Genomic DNA, 20,051 nt, shown 5'->3' on the forward strand with positions numbered 1-20,051 from the left:
CCTATGAGCCTATGAGCCTATGAGCCTATGAGCCTATGAGCCTATGAGCCTATGAGCCTATGAGCCTATGAGCCTATTGGCGCTCTCCGGTTTTTATTCATCAAGGGCTTTAATAATATTTTCCACCGTTTTTTTGGCGTCTCCAAACAGCATCATAGTATTATCGCGGAAGAAAAGCTCATTTTCTACGCCGGAATAGCCTGCCCCCATACCGCGCTTTAAAAACAGCACTGTGCCCGCTTTTTCCACATCAAGCACCGGCATGCCATATATAGGAGAGGTTTTATCGGTTTTGGCGGCGGGGTTGGTTACATCATTGGCACCAATAATAAAAGCAACATCAGTCGTGGCAAATTCTGAATTAATATTTTCCAGCTCGAAAACCTCATCATAGGGCACATTGGCCTCAGCCAGCAGCACATTCATGTGGCCGGGCATGCGCCCCGCCACCGGGTGAATAGCATATTTCACCTCTACCCCGTCTGCTTTCAGCTTGTCGGCCATTTCCCGCAAAACATGCTGCGCCTGTGCTACCGCCATGCCATAGCCCGGCACAATAATCACCTTGGCAGCATTTTTCATAATAAAAGCGGCATCATCAGCCGAGCCTTGCTTGACCGGGCGTTGTTCCTCTGCCCCGGCTGCGGCACCGGCCGCAACCTCACCGCCGAAACCGCCCAAAATCACCGAGAGGAAAGAGCGGTTCATGCCTTTGCACATAATATAGCTCAATATGGCGCCGGAAGAGCCGACCAGCGCCCCGGTAATAATCAGCGCCAGATTACCCAGCGTGAAGCCGATACCCGCCGCCGCCCAGCCGGAATAAGAATTCAGCATGGAAACAACAACCGGCATATCGGCACCGCCAATAGCGATAATCATGGTAACGCCAATAACAAAAGCCAGCAGCACAATCAGCCAAAAAGCAAAATGGCTCTCACATATGGCGAAAACAAGCAGCACCAGCACCAAAGCCGCGCCCAGGCCAATATTTAACAGCCCGCGCGCCGGCAGCAAAACCGGCCGGCCGGAAAGGCGGCCGTCAAGTTTTAAAAAAGCAATAATCGAGCCGGTAAAAGTCATGGCGCCAATAGCTGCGCCCAGCCCCATTTCTACCAAAGCGCGCGCGTGGATCTGCCCCGTTTCGCCAATACCGAAAGAAGAAGGCGAATAAAGCGCCGCCACCGCCACCATAACCGCCGCCAGCCCGACCAGAGAATGAAAAGCCGCCACAAGTTGCGGCATGGCGGTCATGGCAATTTTCCGGGCAATATAAGCGCCGATAGCCCCGCCTATGGCAAGGCCAATCCCTATCAGCACCAGGCCGCCAATCGAGGGCGCCGCCAGCAGAAGCGTGGTGATAATAGCCAGCGCCATGCCTGCCATACCGTAAATATTGCCCCGGCGAGCGGTTGTCGGGGTCGATAGACCGCGCAGCGCCAGAATAAACGAAACGGCGGCAATCAAATAAAGCAGAGCAGCAAAATTTACACTCATGAGTCTTACCCCGTCATTTATCTTTTTTGCGATACATAGCCAGCATGCGCTGGGTTACCAGAAAACCGCCGAAAATATTGATACTGGCCAGAATCAGCGCCAGAAAACCGAAAAAAGCGGCAATAGCGGAAAGAGAAAGAGCCACTGCCAGCACAGCGCCGACAATAATCACTGAAGAAATGGCATTGGTCACCGCCATAAGCGGCGTATGCAAAGCAGGAGTAACTGACCACACCACATAATAGCCGACAAAAACAGCCAGCACAAACACGGCCAGTTGAAACATAAACGGATCTGCCCCGCTTGCTGCCTGAGCTTTATGCAAGGCCAGCGCAACATCACCGCCCGCAGCCCTGACTGCTGCCGCTGCCGTTTCCAGATTATCCAATGCTTTACTAAGGGCTTCTACCGCCATTATTCAGCTCCTCGCTTGTTTCCCGTTTGTCCGCCGTAATCTGCCGAGCCGCCGGCCCTTTTTCCGACTGCAAAATATTTATTTTGTTTGCCCAATCTCCGACTCTATGCGGCCGGGCGGCCTGAGGCGAAACATCTCATATTCTCGGCTCCAGATTGACAGATTCCGCTTTATCGCTTTCTTCACCCTCAGCAGCATTATTCACCACGGCTTTGGCTGCAGCTTCATCGCTCTCTTCGGCAGTTTTTTCCGGTTTGACAGCAGCTTTATCACCCTTGGACAGATACGCAAAAGCGGGGATAACCGGTAACAGGCACCCTTCTGCCATAAGCAAACTCGCTTTGACCAGCTCATCATTGCTGTCAGGGGCAAAAATACCGCTTTCTTTATCGGTAAATTGGGCGATAAAGGCATAAAGATTGCGCGCATAAAGCTCAGAGGCTGTTGCCGCCACCCGTCCCGGCATATTTTGCCAGCCGATAAGCTTGACCCCGTCTATCTCAATTATATCATCAGCCGCCACGCCCTCAATATTACCGCCGCGCTCCACCGCCAGATCCACCAGAACCGAACCGGCGCGCATGGATTTAATCATTGCAGCGCTGACCAGACGCGGCGCCGGGCGCGAAGGAATGAGCGCCGTAGTAATAATAATATCCTGTTTGGCAATATGCCCGGCAATGAGCGCCGCCTGGCGCTGCTGATAATCCGCCGACATTTCCCTGGCATAACCGCCTGCTGTTTCCGCCGCGCGGAATTCTTCATCTTCCACTGCGATAAATTTTGCCCCCAGCGAGGCCACCTGCTCTTTGGCTGCCGGACGCACATCAGTGGCAGTTACCACGGCACCCAGGCGGCGCGCCGTGGCAATGGCCGACAGGCCCGCCACACCGGCACCCATGACAAAAACTCTGGCAGCGGGCACAGTGCCGGCGGCTGTCATCATCATCGGCAGCAGCCGGCCATAATGCGCCGCCGCCTCAATAACAGCACAATAGCCCGCCAGATTGGCCTGAGAAGACAGCACGTCCATGGATTGGGCACGGGTAATGCGCGGCATCAATTCCATCGAAAAAGCCCGCAGCCCGGTGGCGGCCAAAGCAGCCAGCTCAGTTTCGGCATTATGCCCATAAGGATCAAGCAGACACAGGCAATAAGCGCCTTTTTTATAAAATTCAGCCTCTTGCAGAGTCGGGCGGCGCAATTTCAGCACAATATCGGCTTTGGCGGCCTCTTCCCGCTCGACAATTTCCGCCCCGGCAGCGGCAAAAGCCGCATCAGGCTGAGCCGCAGCCTGCCCCGCGCCCCTTTCCACCATCGGCGCAAAGCCGAGCATTTTATATTTCCTGATTGTTTCGGGCGAGGCGGCCACCCGCTTTTCTCCCGCAAAGCTTTCTTTGGCAACAAAAACAGACAGCGCCACAGCATATCTCCCGACAATAAGGCCTTCGCTTTATATATGGTTTCGACAGCACTATACAAGCATTCTGCCGGCCAAGGCAAGGAGGCCCGGGTGCCGGCCGGCCAAATTGCGCAAAAATTTATCAGCGCGCACAAAGAGAGCAGAAAAAACAGTGGGCAAACTCTTTGGGAGAGAAAGCGGGAGCCTTGCTATAAAGATTTTTGCAACTTATAGATAAAGGCGAAACAAAACGGCCTGTCCCGGCCGCAGTGCCGATATGCGGCGCGAAACTGTCGAAATAGTAAGAGTATACGCAATTATGGCCAAAATCATTGACGGCAAATATCTTGCCGAAGAAATACTCACCAGGGTCAAAAGCGAGACTGCCCGCCTGCAGCAGCACGGCCGGCAACCGGGGCTGGCGGTTATTCTTGTCGGAGCAGATCCGGCAAGTGTGCTTTATGTTGCGTCAAAAAGCCGCAAAGCTTCAGCCTGCGGCTTTCATTCCCGCACAATCCGGCTGGAAGACACGGTTTCCCAAGATGAAATACTGGAGCAGATCCGGCAATTAAATGCTGATGAAGCAGTGCACGGCCTGCTGGTGCAACTGCCTTTGCCCAAACATATTGATACGCAAACAATAGTGCAGGCTATCGCGCCGGAAAAAGATGTAGACGGCCTCACTTACAGCAATGCCGGGCGGCTGGCAAGCGGCGGCAGCGGCGGTTTTACCCCCTGCACGCCGGCGGGCATTATGTATATTGTGCGTCATATTCACGGTGATGATTTGTCAGGCCTTGATGCGGTTATTGTCGGCCGCTCCAATATTGTCGGCAAGCCGACCGCCGCCTTGTTGCTGGCAGCCAATGCCACAACCACAATAGCCCATAGCCGCACCCGCGATTTGCCTGAAGTTATTCGCAGCGCCGATATTCTGGTAGCAGCAGCCGGGCAGGCGGAAATGATCAAGGGCAGTTGGATAAAACCGGGGGCAACTATTATTGATGTCGGCATAAACCGCATTCCCGCCTCGCGGCATAGCGGCGAAAAAACCAGGCTTGCCGGCGATGTGGAATTTGATACGGCCTCTATTATTGCCGGGCATATCACCCCTGTCCCCGGCGGAGTGGGGCCGATGACCATTGCCATGCTGATGGCCAATAATTTGACGGCAGCTTATCGCGCCGCCGGCGCCGATGTGCCGGAGCTGAGCTAAAGGGGAAGTCAGAGAGCATTAGCGGCAAATTGTGCAACCCGGGCATTTTTGCAAATTACCGCTAAACAAGGGGGGGGGCAGTGTGAATCAGCTGGTCATATCTCTCATTGTTTTACTAATTCCCGGGCTTATTGCCGCCCTTGTCTATGATTCCATCACACAGCATGAGAAATGGAATAATTTTACATTTTCTGTAGCAGCTATCTTGTTTGGTTGGTTTAGTTATCTGCCGCTTTATCTGATAAACTGGCTGTTTAGCGTCTTTTCATGCTTACATATAAATTTTCGCTTTAATATCTTAATTACATTATTAAAATTACTGAACAACGAAGCAATAGATAATTCTATTTATATGGATATTATCTTCGCTTCTGTGTTTGCTATTGGTTTTGCTTTTCTTACTTCACGTTGTGTCAATAGAAAATATTTAAATCACTTGGCGCAAAAAATGCATATTTCCAGTAAATATGGCGATGAAAATCTTTTTTCTTATTATCTTAATTCCGATGAAATAGATTGGGTTTATGTTCGCTGGCCTGAACGGAATTTAATATATAGAGGACTCATTTCAAAACATTCAGAGACACTCGATATACAAGAGATTGTCCTGCTTGATGTAGATATTTATAATTACCGGGATTCCGCTTTTTTATATCATGTAAAAACTATATATTTATGTGGCAAAGCAGGAGATTTTACAATAGAACTGGCGAAAGAAAAGAAAAAAGAAGATGACAATCCATAAATCAGGAATTTTACTATGAGCGCCCATATAAAACTGACAGAAGGGTATATAAGAGGCCAACCAAAAGGCCGCCCTGTTACAGGCGGAGTGACCCAAGTGACCAACGGGCAGATAAAAAGTGCCTCAGGCTATTCTCCGCGCCTGAAGGCGGAAATTGCGCCGCCGCCGCCGTTACAGCCGCAAAAACACAATGGCAAGAAATAAATACTTATTCTTTTTGCCGATAGCCTGCGTGTTTTTTACTTTCTGCTCCCGCCGTATATTTTCCTGACAGTCAAAGAGAGGATAAAACACTCTGCAATACAACAGGCGGGGCTTTACCGGTAAAGCTTTTATATGTAAGGCTGATTTCTGTTTTACCAGAAAAGGGAAAAATCTGATGAGTAAACTCCCCGCCTTGACATTGACTATATTGCTGGGTTTGAGCCTTCCCGGTCTGGCCTCTTCCAATGCAGACGAATATCAGAAAGAAATAGATACGCATCAGGAGGAAAAAGATCAGGCCTATTGGGAAAAAAGAGACGAACATTTGCAGCCTAGCCCTAAAGAGGCCGTAGATGATCATAAATACAGGTTTGGGGAAGACGATCCGGAATATGAAAATCAGACGGCAGTTGAGAAGCAGTTCGACAATGAGAAACACCGGAAAAAATAAAGCGTGAGAAATATGTTACGCATTATAAAAATTATTCCGGTTGGAATGCCGCATAAAAGCACAAGGATTTCTCCGGGAGGTGCGCCCTTTCACCCTCCTGCCAATCGGGCAAAGTGTTTTTGTGCCAGGCTGATAAAATGACGGGCGCGATCGGCCGCCGGTATTGTGCGGTTTTGTAAAAAATAAGCCCAGGGATAAAGCGGGCTTTGCTCAAAAGCGCGGCCGAAATAAATATTTGCCAAAAGATAAAACAGGCTGTCTTTGACAGAAAAGCCAAGATTGCGGGCATAATCCAGGCTCATACTGACAAGTTTATGCCGGGTTTGTGCTGTCCATAATCCCGCCCGCACGGGGAAAATGGTTTCCAGAATCTTTTCGCCCAAAGCCAGCCGCTCCGGTAGTGACATATTTTCCAAAACTGAATTGCCAAAATGCGGGCCGGCATAAAACTCGGCAATATAGCGCAGTTTTTTGTCAAAATCCGTAAAGTCTTTTTCACATTCTACCGCATATTCGTCAATAATGCCCAGCAGCCTGTCCAGTAACAGCATTTTGTCACTATAAGTCTCGTGCCAGCCAATGAGGCTCAGCATATCGGCATATTGCATGTCCTGCTCAAAGAAAAAACCGCAATAAACAACCGCTATTACATAATGCCAAATCTGCTTCTCGGTAATAAAGCCTTTTAACGCTGCGCGTTTTTGCACTTTTAGTGCCAGTTTCTCCAATTCGTTTGCCGTCAAGGTTCCCGTATAAGCGGGGAAAGAGCGGCGCATAAACAAGGCCGTGCGCTTCTGAAACAGCACAAGCTGATCATCGGCAAATAAATCTTCCAGCATTTCTCCGGGGCGGATAAAAGCCGGCAAGCCGGATTTATTCGCTCTTTCCGGCAGCGGCCAATCCATATGGTCAAAAATATCCTGCATTTCACTCTCATCTGCCGGTTTTTGCACAACAGGGCCAAGATAAAACAGCGGCAATAAAGGTCTTGCCGCGCCGTCCATAATCACACCAACATCAGCACCGCCCCAATAAACCGGGGAAACAGGCTTTATCAAGCAGGCAACTCAGGAAACAAAGAGCGGACAAGCGCTTCACTATTTTCCTTTTCCAGGTCATATTGTTCTTTTTTATAGCCCTGCGGATAAAAGCGATAAATATGAAGCTGACGCGGATTAAAATAGTCGAAGTAAATTATCATTTCCAGCAAAGAAGATATAGTTTGATATTCTTTTTTACCCAGATTTTTTATTAAAGAATGAAAGAAACGCGGATTATAAAAACGAAAATAGGCCGTTTTAGCATCAGAAAACCGGGCATGGCTGAAACGCTGCCAAAAAGCCTTTATTTGCAAAAACGGCGCATGGCTGACAAAAAACACGCCCAGGCGGACAAAATCCCGATTGGCAAACAACCAATCGGCAAAACCGGTTAAAGGCGCGCCGCCCGACCGCCAGACCGGCGCCTCCAGGCTGATAAGATAAGGTGCCACTTCTTCCAGATTTTCCGGCTCCGGCAAAAGTATAGACCATTGCTGCGGCGGATAATCTTCTATCGCTGCCAGTAAATCACTGGTGGCGCCGTTCATGGCGCTGCCGGCTTCCAGCAAAGCCAGAAATGTGCCATAGTGCTTGTATTGGTTCAGGAAAGCAGCAAGATTCAAAGCAAAATCACGCTGCTTTTGATATAATTCCTGCCCTGCTCCAAAACGCATTACACTTTCCGCCATAAACCGCCCCGTTTCCTGCCCTGCTTTTCTGCCCGAATCTGCGCGGCAACAGCTTGCCTGCAACAAAACACCATATTTAGGGCGAAAAACAGCCGAGGCAAAATTCAGCCCCGGCAGGCGGGCGATCATAATATAGCGATCAGACAATCGCTCTGCCGGCTCTGCTTTATCGCCATTCGGTCACAGGCGCTGCCGCCGCGCCGGAAGCCTGCTGCCCGGCAAAATTCTGCCAGATATTCTGACTATATTTTTTATTGGCAAAACCGGCTTTATGAAAATCCGTTGCGGCCCAATCCTGCTCCATCAAGTCGCGCTCTATAGCCGCCTGTAACGCCCGGTCATCAACCTGTTCCTTGCCATAGGCCCCATTAACAGGCAGGTCGCCGGCGCCTGGCCGCCGCCCGTCCGGCCCGGCGGCAGCCTGTTGCGCTTCATAAGCAGGCTTGTCGGACGCTTCCATTTGCCGCTGTTTTTGCCGCGCCAGAATTTTTTCCTCAAACAGCGCCGCCCACGGCGTTTGCTCCAGCTTGAAATGCTCCTTGCACGGGTGATACCCGGCCGGCAGACGGAAAGCCGCAATATTGGCAGCAGCAAAGGCGACAAAGCCAATGCGATTGCCCGGTGCCCGATTGCCCGGTGCCATGCCTTTATCCTTCACCCCCAGCCCCAAATAAATAATTGCGGTGCTTTTCTGCCCCCCGGCGCCGTTGACCGGCACAGACAAAACACCAAGACAAAAGGCAATATTATAAGTTCCCTGCTGCTCTGCCACCATGAGCGCTCCAAGGCAGGCCTCGCTCCCCACGCCATAATGCAGCCAGTTTTCAGCGCCAGCGGCACCCGCAGCAAGCCCGGCATAATATTGGCCGGTTTTGGGGTTAAAAGCGTGCGCCAGGCACCAATCGGCATAGAGGCCGCTCCATGAGCCTTCCCGGCGCGGCCCGGCCGGCACGGTCTGATAACCGGCCGGCGCGCGCGCTGCCGGCAAAAGTGACAATTCCTCTGCCGGTAACAAACCGTTTTGTTCTGCTCCTGCCGCCAGAGGCGAAAAAACCAGCGGCAGATTTTTCTTATCATTATTTTGCTCAGCAGCAAGAGCAGCCTGCCGGTCATAAGCCATATAAAGCCCGTTTTGCCTTTGTGCCTCGTGCAGCCAAACAGGATAATCGCAGCAAGCGCCGCCGCCGCAGGCAGCGCAGGCCGCATTTTCAGTCGGTGAAACCGAACGCCCCAGGCAAGCATTGCGCCTTTGCCGGCGCATCGGCCTTTGCGGTATAAGGGCGCGCGGCAATGGCTCACTATCATTCAGAGGCAACGGCTCACCGCCGCCTTGCGGGCCGGCAATCTGCCCCGGCATAGGCGTGCAGCCGCCAAGCAGCAAAACTATAAAGGTTAAAAAGCATAAATAGCCGTATTTCACGAAACAAATCCCTGTTTACCGCTTTTTTTCAGTTAATATTTCTTAATAAACAGTTAAATTTGGCAAATATCCTGATTATCAACATGGATATAGCAAGAAATACGGCAGAAATTATATTTTATCTGTGTTATGTGGCGGCAAAAACACAATCAAGACTTTAATAAAATAATCAATAAAGCAACAGACCCCGCTTTTATAAAAGCGAGATCTGTTGCCGGTAATATTTCCGGTTTTTCTGCGGCAGCGCGCCTGTTTAACTACCGGTGCCGCTATCTGTCTCATGAGCGCCGGCAGCATTATGGCATTCCGTTACTAAAGGCAATTCATCGCGAATGGCAATTTTTATCCCTTCCTGTCGATCAAAAGCGTCTTCTTCCACCAGCAGGCGCCCTTTAAGGCGGATAATGGGGGCCTCCAGGGTCATGGAATGTTTATCAATAATAATTTTGCCGCCCGGCCCGCGCACAACCAATCTGTCAGCGGCGTTAATATTCACGGCTTTTGTCCGGCAGAGATATTTTTCACCGCAATTCAGCTCATAAATACCGTGAATATCTTCTCTCTGATGCTCTCCTACCTGTAAGAAGCGCGAATTAACAGCAGTTTCTCCCTGTTGGTTACCGGTAAAATTATGCTTATCCAGCTCGAAGCCGGGTGCCGCCCAGCTTTGCCCGGGCGCTGTGCTGTTTTGCAAATCTGCCCGCAAATGCGCCAGCGGAATAGCAGCGCCACGCGGCAAAGCCGGCATTCTCACCCCGCTGCCGGCGGGCAAAGCCGCAGCCGGCCCTCCGGCAGGATTGCCCGTATTCAACCGGTGCGCGGGCGGAATATGGATAAAATCCTGCGGCCCGGCGGCCTGAGCATAAAGGCCGCGCGGCACAGATTGCCCGGCATAATGCGGCACAGGCGGGGAGATCTCCGCTGTCGCGCCGGCCGGCTTTGCCGCTGCCCTGTTTTCTGCCCGGTTCCACGGCATATCAGCCAGAACATGCTTGACCTGTTCTTCAAAATCCGCCTCATCAAAAGCTAAAGCTGCCCCATTTTGCGCTGCCAAATCACCGCCGGCAGGCTCTGCGCTTTCGGCGCGGCCGGTCATAGCACCGGCCACAGCACCGGCATTATTCCGCTGCAGCACAATCGGCTTATCAGGGTTACCGCCTAAAAATTCCAGTATCAGCTCATTAGCGGCCGGAGCAGCGCCAATATCAGCCGCCTCAGTGCCACTGGCAGTAGCGGCCACGGCAGCACCCAAAGAGGAATCGGCATCAGCCCAGAAGCATACTTCTTCTGCCTGCCGGCGGCCAAAAGCGCTAATAAGCAAAGCCAGCCTGTAACGGCGCGCTCTTTTATCTACCTCGACAATTTGCGCCGCTTGCGGCCCGGCAATAACAGGGCGCATAGTCATAGGCGGGCGATAGCGGGCCGAGCCGGCCAAAGCAGTAAAGGCACAGGCATAAACAGCCTTGTGCCCCGTTTGGGCTTTATTTTGTCGGGTATGAGCACTGCCCGGCATGGAAACAACATTAGACACGGCCTTATTATAGGGCACACCATAGGCCGAAAAACCCGCCGCCTCATCTTCACAAACCGGGCCGCCATTGACCTGACACAGCCGCGGCAACAGGCTGGTGGCGCCAAAAGCACGGCCATAAGCGCCGTTCACGGCCGTCTTTTCGGCATAAGCGGCGCTGATACTGGCCCCGCCTTCAGCAAAATAATCGGCCAAATCCCGCGTGAGCCGGCTGCCATCGGCGCCAAGCCCCTCATGCCGCACAGCGGTGAGATACCATATGGCATTCAGGCTTTTATCAAAAGGACATTGCAAAGATAATTTGTGCCCGCATAAAGGCAAGGGCAAATGCGCAATGCCGGAAAGCATGGCGCCGCCGGATATATCGGCCGCGCCGGCAAAACTGCCTGCCGGCTGTGCCGGCCGGTTTTGGCCGCTTTGGTGCAGAAAATCGGCCTGCGACATTTGCCGCGGCATTTGGGTGCCGAAACTGCGGCGCAGCGAATGGCAATAAATTTCTTCCGCCCCGGCTATATCATAAAGACCGTGCGAACCATGGCTGTCATGCTTTAAACTGCTGCGATTCGGGCAATCCAGCAACAGGCTGATATTATTGCATAAAACCGGGCGCTGGCGGCCTTTGTCTTCATGAATAAAATAATAGAAAATATCTTCTTCTGCCAGAATACGGTGCATAAAAGCCAGATCGCTTTCACCATATTGCATACAAAAACTACGCGGAGCAAACTCACCTTCCAACTGCCACAAAGCATTGACAATGCCGTGCTCGCATAAAATTGTTTCGACAATATCCGGCACTGTCAAATCCTGAAATACGCGATAACGCGGCTCTTTTTCCAGTTTTGCCAGTTCAGGCAGCAGGATAAACCGCGTCAATACATTGCCGGCTTCAAAAAATTCTGTCACCTCGGCAATAAAGCCGGAAAAACAGGCCGGCACAGCCAGACCTTCCGCCTTGATCTGCAGGCTGGCCCGCTTGCCCAGACGATCGGCAGAAACAAAAGTGGAAGAGGATAAATTCAGCAAAACTTCAATTTTTGTCAGCGAAAACAGCGCCTCTTCCACCTTAAAGGCAGTGAGGCGATATTCTGCCTGCTCGTCCCCCTCCAGCCAAAAGGAAAATTGCACGCCTTCCTCTTTTTCGGCAAACAGACTTTTTGACATTAACTTCTTCCCTAAAGCTACCAACATAAATACCGGCGAAAAACCAGTCGCAGCCTTATGGTAAGACAAATAAAACCTGACAGCAATTATAATAATACAAAAATAATACTTATTAACAACTGCTTTATAATATAGAAAACACTGAAATATACTTAAATTACTCTATTATAGTGAGAAGAAAACCTGCACCGGCTGCCTTGCTGCCCGCAACAGGGCGCGCACCGGCATATCCTTCGCCGCGCCCTCCTGCTCTGCTTCTTCCAGAACGGATAATTTTTTCCGGCCATTTAGCGGTAAAACAATCAGCCCGGCTTCTGCCAGCAGCGGCAAGGTCATGGTCAAATGTGTCTCACCGGAAAATTTAACATAATTAGGCAGCACCAAAGCCCGCCCTTCTCTATTCAACGCCGCCTGCAACCGGCTGCTGCCTTTAAAGAACCCTGCTGTTTGCCCTTGAATATCCATATCCAGCACAGCACAATCAAAAGGGCGGCTTAACCGGTTTATCCGCGCCGAGGCAGAAAAAGCTGCCAGTTCTGCCGTGCGCGCTTCGTTATAAAGGCCGACAAAACGCGCCGCAGCAGCCCGGTTTTGCAGCAGGCCGGCGCGCAAGGCTCTTTCACGCGATTGCGGCGCGGTAACAGGCACATAGCATTCATCAATCAGGGCCAGGGTAACAAAGCTCCAGGGAATATCTGTCTGTGATAAAACCGCAAATAGCAGTTGTGTATCCGCACTGACAGAAACAGCCATAACAGCGCGGCCGCGCTCATGGATCGCCAGGCTCAGCTCGGCAGCCAGGCGCAAGGCGCATTTTTCAGCAGCTTCCTCGCGGCCGGCGCAATTATGGCACTCTGTATAGGCAAGGCGCATTTCCACTCTTTACTCTCAGGCGTCAGCATGACGATATTTGCCGCTGTTTTTTAAATTTGGGGCGGATTTTCACCGCGGCAAATAAAAAGCCGGCAAATGCCGGCAAAACCGCAAATAAAGATCGGCAGGCAGAGTATAGCGCGCCTGTAAGAAGCTCTAAAAACTGGTGTGATACTGGCAGGAATAAATTGATGGTACGGTTGGTAGGGGTCGAACCTACGACCTCAGGTGCCACAAACCTGCGCTCTAACCAACTGAGCTACAACCGCATAATCAGGCCGCAAACACCCCGCTTTTGCGGGAAGGCGCGCAATGCGCTTACACTCGGCCTTAATAAAGAATACAGGTCTTCATACGGAAAATTACGGCCGTTTGCAAGGGGGAAGCAGCACTATCCCGGTTTTTTGTCACCTTGATAGAGAAACAGATACGGCCTCCTGCCGCATGAGACCGCCCCCGCGCCCGAAAACCAGTTTTCAACCTGTCGGCTATTGCGCCAAATATTCCGGGGCAGCGCCGCCGCACCTAAAACCCTGTATATTCAGCCGGGACGAATCTTTCCTCTTTATTGCCCCATGTTTTGGCCGCGGCAATTCCTTTCAATGTTTGCCCTAATCCGCTGCCAGCGGGCGGCTTGCCCAGTCGGCCGTTTTTGTATCACGCAAGGCGCTGATATGCGCCACACCGGCATTGCGGCAGGCACTGGACAGGCCTTTGATAATAGCGGGCACCGTCCAGGGCCCCTGATAAACCAGGCCGCTGTAAATTTGCACCATATCGGCGCCGGCCTGTATTTTGGCCAAAGCAGTCTGGCTGTTGGATATTCCGCCCGCACCAATAAGCGGCACAGTCTTGCCCAGCCTTTGGCGCATTTTTGCTAAAATAATGGTAGAAAGGGCAAAAAGCGGCGCGCCGGAAAGACCGCCGGCCTCGGCCGCATATTTTTTGCCTGCCAGCTCGGGGCGGCTCAAAGTGGTATTGCCGATAACCAAGCCGGTGAGCGGAGCCCTGGCAAATTCTGCCGTAATATTATCCAAATCATGCTCATTTAAATCGGGCGCAATTTTCAAAAAAACGGGGCGCTTGCAACCGTATTTCGCCGCCTGCTCATCATTAGCAATAGTCAAGGCGGCCAATAGACGGCGCAAATTCTCTGAATTTTGCAAATCCCGCAGCCCGGGCGTATTGGGAGAAGAAATATTAACAGTAAAATAATCGGCTACAGGATAAAATCTGGCCAGCCCCGCCGTATAATCGGCAATTTTATTGGCTGAATCCTTATTGGCGCCGATATTGATGCCAAGCAAGCCTTTATGCGGCGCGCACTGAGCCGGTCTGGCCGCTTTTTCTTTAATTTTATCTGTCCTTTTTGCCAAATATGCCTGGCGCGCCGCCAGTTTTTGATAAACCGCCTCATAGCCGGCATTGTTAAAACCCAGACGATTGATAATAGCCTTGTCGGCAACCAGACGGAACAGACGCGGCGGCGGGTTGCCGGCCTGCGGGCGCGGGGTAACCGTGCCGATTTCGGCAAAGCCGAAGCCAAGCCGCAACAGAGCCTCAACCGCCTCGGCGTTTTTATCAAAACCTGCCGCCAGCCCCAAAGGATTGGCAAAATGCAAACCGGCAATTTCTGTATGCAAAAGCTCACAATCCCGCGCATTGAGACAGGGGGCAAGGTGCAGAAAACCTGTTTTTAAAGCAATAATGCTCAGCCTGTGCGCCATTTCCGGCGCCAGCATAAACATAATGGGGCGTGTAAGCGGATAAAAATCTATCATGGCGCAACTCCCTTCAAGCCTTGCCTGCTTTGCAGCATTCCCCCCCCGGCCGCAAAGACAATGAGAGGGCCGAGTTTATAACAGAATTTCCTTTTCTGCCAATACAGAATACGGCAATAAAACAGGAAGACGACAGGCCGCATTATAGATTTACGGCGATAATGCGGCCGGGATACGGCGCAAAAGCGGATTTGCCGATAACCGGCCTTTTGCGCCGCGCCAAGGCTTGGTTTTTTATTTCCCTGCCCTATCTGACAAAACTCGGCACAGGGTAAAACTCATCTTTATTGAGATATATCATGTTGGAAGAATTCAAGAAATTTGCCCTTAGGGGCAATATGATCGATTTGGCTGTCGGTGTTATTGTCGGCGCAGCTTTCAGCGGCCTGGTCAGCTCTATTGTCAATGATCTGTTTATGCCGGTTTTAGGCCTTATCACCGGCGGGCTGGATTTTTCCAATATATTCTGGCAAATGGTGGGGACAAAACAGCCGACACTGGATTCGGCGCGGCGCATGGGCGCCACTTTGGCTTACGGCCATTTTCTCACTGTGCTGATCAATTTTTTAATTATCACTTTTGTTTTGTTTATCACCATTAAAGGACTCAACAAATTATCGGCCGGCAATAAAAATGCTGAGGCCGATAAAAAGAGCAAAGAAGCTCCCCTCCCCGCCAAAACACGCACAGATATGCTGCTGGAAGAAATCCGCGATATTATGCGAAAGGAAAATGCGGCAACGGCCAAAGCTCTTAAAACAGACAAAAAGAAATAAAGCAGCAGGCACCGCCCGCCTCACTTCCAGCCGGCAACAGCTCCCCCCGCTTCTGCAATTTACCGCTTTATATTGCCTTAAAATTTCAGCTCCTGCCAGCTCGCGCCCCCGGCATAACAGGCTCACTTTGCGCCTGCCCCGGCCCCGGCATTGACCCCGGCCATTACGGGGAAAAGCAGCGCCGCTATTGTGCCCTTGCCCTGTTCCGATGTCAGCGATAAGCGGATATTATTGGCTTCTGCCAGTGCATAGGCCATAGGCAGCCCCAGACCGGCCCCCTGCCGCCCGACAGCCGCGTTTGCGGCTGTTTCCGCCTTGTTTTCCTGCTCTTCGGCTTTGTTTATGTTTGAATCTGTCTGGACAAAATCCAGCGGATCGCGCAGAGAATGCGCAATTTGCCCGGCACTCATGCCGACACCCGTATCGCTAATGCGCAGTAACAGGCAGCGCCGGGCAGAAGCAGCGGTAAGGCTCCCGGTTCCTGCCTCTTCATGGCTGGCAGGCAGCGCCGGCATTACCCCGTCTGTCTGCTCCGGCAATTCATGCGCTGAAATAATAATTTGCCCGCCCGCCGGGGTAAAATGTACAGCATTGCCCAGCAGATTAAGCAAAATCTGCCGAACCGCCCGGCTATCGGCCCAAACCTTTGGCAAATCAGCGGCAAGGCTGGAACGCATAATAATATTGGCGGCATTGGCCTGCGGTATCATCAGGCTCAAAACCTCGTCCAGCACGGCAGTAATCGACACAGCCTGCCTGTCCATTTTCAGCCATTCGGTTTTATTGCCGGCGATTTGCACCATATCATTGACCAGGGTCATAATATGCTCGCCCGCCCGCAAAATATCCGCCAGATATTCCTTATATTTGCTGTTGGCCAATGGGCCGGCCTGGCCGGAGGCCATAAATTGCGCCATGCCCAAAATCGCATTAAGCGGGGTGCGGATTTCATGACTGACAAGGGCAAAATAGCGCGATTGCCGCAAGGCTGTCTGCGCTTCTTCGTTGTTTTTGCGTAATAATGTGGCAATAATATCATGAAAACGGGTCATATCGCGCATCAGCAAAAAATAGCTTTTGCCCGGCTCGACACAGCCGAAATTCAACCGCAATTTTACCGGGCCGCCTTGAGCAGTGCGGCCTTCCGCCTCACGCCCGGGGTTTAAAAACACTCCTGCCTTTTGCCCTTCCGCCTGTTTTATATCCTGTTGCAAGGCCGCCGCTGCCGGTGCTGCCAGCAATATTGCCGCCGGCCTGCCGGGCAAAGCTCCCGCCTGATAACCGAAAAGACGCGCCGCCGCCGCATTGGCTGAGCGCACAAGGCCGGTTTTATCAATAACCAGCACGGCTTCCGAAACGACATTGAGCAGAAAATCAAGACGATCTTTCTGATATTGCAAATCGGCTATATTGGCTGCTTTTAGCGCCTCATTTCTACCGGGCGCGGCAGCAGCAGGCCTATCGGCCGCTTTGACCGCCTCTTGTTTGCCGCCTGCCGGCGATTCTGCCGGTCGCGCGGCCGCCCCTGCGGCAGCAGGCAAAATTATTGCCGCGGCGGCGGCCGGCGGTACAACTGCATCTTTATCAGGCCCGGCCTTTGCCGCACTCTTTTGTTCTGCCGGCAATTCTGCCGTTTTGTCAAACGATTCCGGCGATTCTGCCGCTGCCGCGCGGCTTTGTGCTCCGGCTGCATTCGGTGCCGCGGCTGCGCGGCCGGCAAATACTGCCTCCCCGCCCGCGGCCGGCGCTGTTACCGCTTCACTTTGTTCCTGTTTCTTCTCGCTTTTCAGCGTTTGTTGCAGGCGCTGCGCAATAGCGGCAAAGGCCTCCTGCTCTTGCGGGCTTAAATGACGATTGCCTGTTTCTTTCGCTCCGCTTTCATCATCACGCATAATATTTATCACCTCATTTGTTTTATCCGCCGGCTTTGTTTCACCCGGCGGCCGGCGGGCCGCAATCATCAAAAATACCGGCGGCTCCTTACTCAGTCGCAAAACGCCGACAGGATAAGGCTTTTTTGCCCCCAAAAGGCGCTTTTTCACCCCGCCGTCATGAAACGCCTCAGCCAGCAGCGGGCGCAAGCCCGGCTCACGGGCATGAGCCAGGTCAAAATCCTTGTCGGCAGACATAATGCGCCCGGACAGATCAAACAAAGCGGCTTCACTTGTTTCATCACTCAGGCCATCTGTCAAATCCACCAGGCCGTTGCGGCCGACAGCCGCCGCAACCGAGCGTAAAAACGCAACTTCTCCCCAGGGGGCGAGCCGCAGCCGGCTGGCGAGGAAACGATGCGCCTGCCCGGCGCCGGGCAGCAAAAAAGCCACCCCGCCGGCCACCGCCTCCTCAACCCGGCGGCGCAAAACAGCGTCAAACCGACACGGCGCCGCGAGCGATTCGGCCACTGTGGCAAAGCCCATAAAGCGCGCGCCGGCTCCGTTTGCCCATAAAACAGTCTCCATATCCGCCGAGAGCAGCAGCGTTACCCGCCCGGCCAGATAAGCATCACGCAGCGGCGCATTGGCCAAAATATCCAGAAATGCGTGCGATACTGCCATAATTTCCACCGGAACACAGGTCTATTATGCTTAAATATGTTCAAATTACTGACAAATTTAACTATTTCATACAGATTATGAAAAAAATTTCAATTCCTTTACCCAAAATAGAGGACTGTTTTGCAACTATTCTCTTGCAAAAGAGAAAAAAATGAAGCAAAAGCAGTGCCTATTTGCACATATCCTTGTAAGATAGCAAACCAGGCTTGTGGGAAACGGGGTTTTGCCTCTTTGCTCGCCACCGGGAGGGAGCCGGTTGCGCGCCTGATCGCCGGCGGCAAGCCGCTTTGGCGGCAAAAGGGTGCGGTGAGTTTTGAGCTGTCAATACAGGAAGAAACTGCCAAAGGGCCAGGATTAAAGCAAACGGAATGAAAGACAAGCAAACCGGAAAACCGCTTTCTCCCCGGGCAAAAAAGGCAGCGGAGGGGAAAGCGAAGAAAATTGCGGCCGGGCCGGAACAAGGCAAAAAACAGCCGGGATTGACCGCGCAGCTAGAGGTTGCCGCCTCTGAAGCTGCAACCGATATGCGCGCCGGTTTCAAACACATTAAAGAGGATATTGCCCACGCTCTGGACGATGAAGCGCGCCGCGATACGCTCAGCGATAAAATGGCCGGCCTCCTGGCCGCCGCGTCAAAACAGTTCCGGCCGGGGCAAATTTTCACTATGCCGCGGCCGCGCGCCATGCTTTTTATACTGCTGGGCTGTCTCTGCGTGCAGATTCAGGCTTTGTCCATGAATATGTTCCAGAATAATCTGCCGCAGATGGAAGCCTATTTTCAGGCCACGACCATGGAATCCATGTGGTTTATCGGTGCTTATATGGCGCCTTATATTTCCTTTGTCGTGCTGTTTATCAAAGTGCGCACCCATGTCGGATCGCGTCCCTTTATTTTCAGCTCTTTGGCCGGTTTTATTGCCTGCTGCGTAGTCAGCAGCTATGTTTCCACTTATGAAGCAACGCTGGTCATGCGTTTTTTATCCGGGGTGACGACAGCGCCCATTACCGCTATCGGCATTTCCTATACGGTTGAGCCTTTTGTGCCGGAGCGTAAGGTGACCATCGGCATGAGCCTGGTTATGATGTATATTTCGCTCGGCACGCCGTTAACGCGTATTGTTGTGCCCGTTCTGGTGCTGGACAGCCAGGTGGCGCATTTTTATATTTTTATGGCAGCTCTCGCCGCTATTGCCATGGCCTGGGTCTATTTCCTGAAACTGGCACCAACGCCAAAAGAAAAAGTGCTGGAACCACTGGATTTTATCAGTCTGCCTTTATACGGCCTGGGCGTCGGGCTGGCGGCCGCCATGATGCCGGTGGGCAAATTTTACTGGTGGACTTCGGCGCATTGGATGGGCTTTGTTTTTGCTATTGCCATTTTCTGCCTGACCTGTTCAATTTTAATCGAGCTTAATCGCAGCAAACCAATATTTGATTTTCGCTGGCTGTTTTCCCCCGGTATGCTGCATGTTATTCTCATTATGCTGGTTTTCCGCCTGCTGGTATCGGATCAGGTCTCCATGATCAATATGTATTATTCTTTTCTGGGGCTGCAAAATGAGCAATTATTCACTTTGTATTTTTTCATTGCCCTTGGCACGCTTGCCGGAGGCGCGGTGTGCTGCCTCTGCCTGAAGCCCAATGGCGGCGATTTTTTGTATATTCTGGGTTGCGTGGCCATTGCCATCGGTTCTTTTACCGACAGTTTTTCCACCAATGCCACCCGCCCGGTAGATATGTATTTTTCACAAATGCTGATCGGCTTCGGCATGGCTATTTTTATGGCAGTTTCTTTTTCCAAGGGAATTCTGGCCGCGGTGGCCAATGGCGCCGGCCAGTATCTCACCAGTTTTGCCGGTATGTTTCTGCTCAGCCAGGTGGGGGGCGGGCTTTCCGGCACGGCTATTTTCGGTACCGTGCAGATTTATCTGGAGAAATTTCATTCCTATTTTTTAACCCAGAATCTGGTTTTGAACGACAGCCAGGTGGCGACGCGCATCGCCGCTTACGGCCAGACTTATAGCGGGGTGACGACTGATTCCGCTATTGTCCAGGGCGGAGGTTTGTCCATGTTAAACAATAAATCCAATATTGAGGCCAATATTCTGGCCTATAATGATATATTCCGCCTTTACAGCTGGCTGGCCGCCGCGCTTTTTTGCGTGCTCACGGTCAGGCTGTTTATGAAGATCTGGCTGGCGCGCCGGCTGGCGCTGGAAGAAGCGGCCGCGGCGGCCGGCCCTTCTCCGCAAGCGGCGGGATAACGGCAGGCGGTGCTCACCCTGTAATATC

At 52.1% G+C, this 20,051-nt stretch carries 16 protein-coding genes and 1 tRNA gene; 6 read left to right on the top strand and 11 right to left on the bottom strand.

Features of this window, described 5'->3' with window-relative positions:
- Window positions 1-93 precede the first annotated feature (93 nt).
- The 3 genes from DPQ22_RS00090 to DPQ22_RS00100 all read right to left on the bottom strand — a co-directional run bounded on the left by DPQ22_RS00090 (window position 94) and on the right by DPQ22_RS00100 (window position 3,335).
- Window positions 94-1,497, bottom strand: a complete 1,404-nt coding sequence (locus tag DPQ22_RS00090) for an NAD(P)(+) transhydrogenase (Re/Si-specific) subunit beta (protein WP_150212553.1) — start codon at window positions 1,495-1,497, stop codon at window positions 94-96.
- Window positions 1,498-1,510: 13 nt separating this feature from the next.
- The gene (locus tag DPQ22_RS00095) at window positions 1,511-1,912 is read right to left on the bottom strand and encodes a proton-translocating transhydrogenase family protein (protein ID WP_150212554.1); all 402 of its coding nucleotides are present in this window, start codon (window positions 1,910-1,912) and stop codon (window positions 1,511-1,513) included.
- Window positions 1,913-2,048: 136 nt separating this feature from the next.
- A complete protein-coding gene (locus DPQ22_RS00100) occupies window positions 2,049-3,335 on the bottom strand; it encodes a Re/Si-specific NAD(P)(+) transhydrogenase subunit alpha (RefSeq protein ID WP_150212555.1) in 1,287 nt (428 codons plus the stop codon).
- A gap of 298 nt (window positions 3,336-3,633) precedes the next feature.
- On the opposite strand from DPQ22_RS00100, the gene folD reads away from it, so the two are divergent.
- The 4 genes from folD to DPQ22_RS00120 all read left to right on the top strand — a co-directional run bounded on the left by folD (window position 3,634) and on the right by DPQ22_RS00120 (window position 5,930).
- On the top strand, window positions 3,634-4,530 hold the full coding sequence (gene folD / locus DPQ22_RS00105; protein WP_150212609.1) for a bifunctional methylenetetrahydrofolate dehydrogenase/methenyltetrahydrofolate cyclohydrolase FolD: 897 nt from the start codon (window positions 3,634-3,636) through the stop codon (window positions 4,528-4,530).
- 82 nt (window positions 4,531-4,612) lie between these two features.
- Window positions 4,613-5,275, top strand: coding sequence for a hypothetical protein (locus DPQ22_RS00110; protein WP_150212556.1), 663 nt, complete (start codon window positions 4,613-4,615; stop codon window positions 5,273-5,275).
- A gap of 15 nt (window positions 5,276-5,290) precedes the next feature.
- Entirely contained in the window at window positions 5,291-5,479 is a 189-nt protein-coding gene (locus tag DPQ22_RS00115; protein WP_150212557.1) for a hypothetical protein, read from the top strand.
- Between the two features lie 175 nt (window positions 5,480-5,654).
- Window positions 5,655-5,930 carry a hypothetical protein gene (locus tag DPQ22_RS00120; protein WP_150212558.1) on the top strand — a complete coding sequence of 92 codons (276 nt, stop codon included), beginning with the start codon at window positions 5,655-5,657 and terminating at the stop codon, window positions 5,928-5,930.
- A gap of 89 nt (window positions 5,931-6,019) precedes the next feature.
- Here the strand turns inward: DPQ22_RS00120 and DPQ22_RS00125 are convergent, their stop codons facing one another.
- From DPQ22_RS00125 to DPQ22_RS00155, 7 genes are all read right to left on the bottom strand, one after another.
- Complete coding sequence (locus tag DPQ22_RS00125) at window positions 6,020-6,988, bottom strand: hypothetical protein (protein ID WP_150212559.1); 969 nt, start codon at window positions 6,986-6,988, stop codon at window positions 6,020-6,022.
- The gene (locus tag DPQ22_RS00130) at window positions 6,985-7,806 is read right to left on the bottom strand and encodes a DUF4123 domain-containing protein (protein WP_150212560.1); all 822 of its coding nucleotides are present in this window, start codon (window positions 7,804-7,806) and stop codon (window positions 6,985-6,987) included. Before DPQ22_RS00130 ends, DPQ22_RS00125 begins: the two co-directional genes overlap by 4 nt.
- Before the next feature lie 19 nt (window positions 7,807-7,825).
- Window positions 7,826-9,079, bottom strand: a complete 1,254-nt coding sequence (locus DPQ22_RS00135; protein ID WP_150212561.1) for a hypothetical protein — start codon at window positions 9,077-9,079, stop codon at window positions 7,826-7,828.
- Window positions 9,080-9,332: 253 nt separating this feature from the next.
- The gene (locus DPQ22_RS00140) at window positions 9,333-11,774 is read right to left on the bottom strand and encodes a contractile injection system protein, VgrG/Pvc8 family (protein WP_190323069.1); all 2,442 of its coding nucleotides are present in this window, start codon (window positions 11,772-11,774) and stop codon (window positions 9,333-9,335) included.
- A gap of 165 nt (window positions 11,775-11,939) precedes the next feature.
- Window positions 11,940-12,647 carry a 6-phosphogluconolactonase gene (locus tag DPQ22_RS00145; RefSeq protein WP_150212563.1) on the bottom strand — a complete coding sequence of 236 codons (708 nt, stop codon included), beginning with the start codon at window positions 12,645-12,647 and terminating at the stop codon, window positions 11,940-11,942.
- A gap of 192 nt (window positions 12,648-12,839) precedes the next feature.
- Window positions 12,840-12,916 (bottom strand) — tRNA-His (locus DPQ22_RS00150).
- A gap of 342 nt (window positions 12,917-13,258) precedes the next feature.
- On the bottom strand, window positions 13,259-14,428 hold the full coding sequence (locus DPQ22_RS00155; protein WP_150212564.1) for a quinone-dependent dihydroorotate dehydrogenase: 1,170 nt from the start codon (window positions 14,426-14,428) through the stop codon (window positions 13,259-13,261).
- A gap of 299 nt (window positions 14,429-14,727) precedes the next feature.
- Between DPQ22_RS00155 and mscL the strand changes: the two genes are divergently transcribed.
- Window positions 14,728-15,204 carry a large conductance mechanosensitive channel protein MscL gene (gene mscL / locus DPQ22_RS00160; protein WP_150212565.1) on the top strand — a complete coding sequence of 159 codons (477 nt, stop codon included), beginning with the start codon at window positions 14,728-14,730 and terminating at the stop codon, window positions 15,202-15,204.
- 122 nt (window positions 15,205-15,326) lie between these two features.
- On the opposite strand, the gene DPQ22_RS00165 is transcribed toward mscL, so the two are convergent.
- Window positions 15,327-17,759 carry a two-component system sensor histidine kinase NtrB gene (locus tag DPQ22_RS00165; RefSeq protein ID WP_150212566.1) on the bottom strand — a complete coding sequence of 811 codons (2,433 nt, stop codon included), beginning with the start codon at window positions 17,757-17,759 and terminating at the stop codon, window positions 15,327-15,329.
- A 368-nt stretch (window positions 17,760-18,127) separates the two neighbouring features.
- Between DPQ22_RS00165 and DPQ22_RS00170 the strand changes: the two genes are divergently transcribed.
- A complete protein-coding gene (locus DPQ22_RS00170; protein ID WP_150212567.1) occupies window positions 18,128-20,023 on the top strand; it encodes an MFS transporter in 1,896 nt (631 codons plus the stop codon).
- Window positions 20,024-20,051 lie beyond the last annotated feature (28 nt).

The organism is Candidatus Tokpelaia sp. (assembly GCF_008636115.1).
In the GTDB taxonomy this organism is placed as follows: domain Bacteria; phylum Pseudomonadota; class Alphaproteobacteria; order Rhizobiales; family Rhizobiaceae; genus QLZD01.

Bases quoted from the DNA above. Each gene is read 5' to 3' on its own strand.
- DPQ22_RS00170 (WP_150212567.1), top strand. From the start codon at position 18,128: ATGAAAGACAAGCAAACCGGAAAACCGCTTTCTCCCCGGGCAAAAAAG.
- folD (WP_150212609.1), top strand. From the start codon at position 3,634: ATGGCCAAAATCATTGACGGCAAATATCTTGCCGAAGAAATACTCACC.
- DPQ22_RS00095 (WP_150212554.1), bottom strand. From the start codon at position 1,912: ATGGCGGTAGAAGCCCTTAGTAAAGCATTGGATAATCTGGAAACGGCA.
- mscL (WP_150212565.1), top strand. From the start codon at position 14,728: ATGTTGGAAGAATTCAAGAAATTTGCCCTTAGGGGCAATATGATCGAT.
- DPQ22_RS00165 (WP_150212566.1), bottom strand. From the start codon at position 17,759: ATGGCAGTATCGCACGCATTTCTGGATATTTTGGCCAATGCGCCGCTG.
- DPQ22_RS00155 (WP_150212564.1), bottom strand. From the start codon at position 14,428: ATGATAGATTTTTATCCGCTTACACGCCCCATTATGTTTATGCTGGCG.
- DPQ22_RS00090 (WP_150212553.1), bottom strand. From the start codon at position 1,497: ATGAGTGTAAATTTTGCTGCTCTGCTTTATTTGATTGCCGCCGTTTCG.
- DPQ22_RS00140 (WP_190323069.1), bottom strand. From the start codon at position 11,774: ATGTCAAAAAGTCTGTTTGCCGAAAAAGAGGAAGGCGTGCAATTTTCC.
- DPQ22_RS00120 (WP_150212558.1), top strand. From the start codon at position 5,655: ATGAGTAAACTCCCCGCCTTGACATTGACTATATTGCTGGGTTTGAGC.
- DPQ22_RS00145 (WP_150212563.1), bottom strand. From the start codon at position 12,647: ATGCGCCTTGCCTATACAGAGTGCCATAATTGCGCCGGCCGCGAGGAA.
- DPQ22_RS00115 (WP_150212557.1), top strand. From the start codon at position 5,291: ATGAGCGCCCATATAAAACTGACAGAAGGGTATATAAGAGGCCAACCA.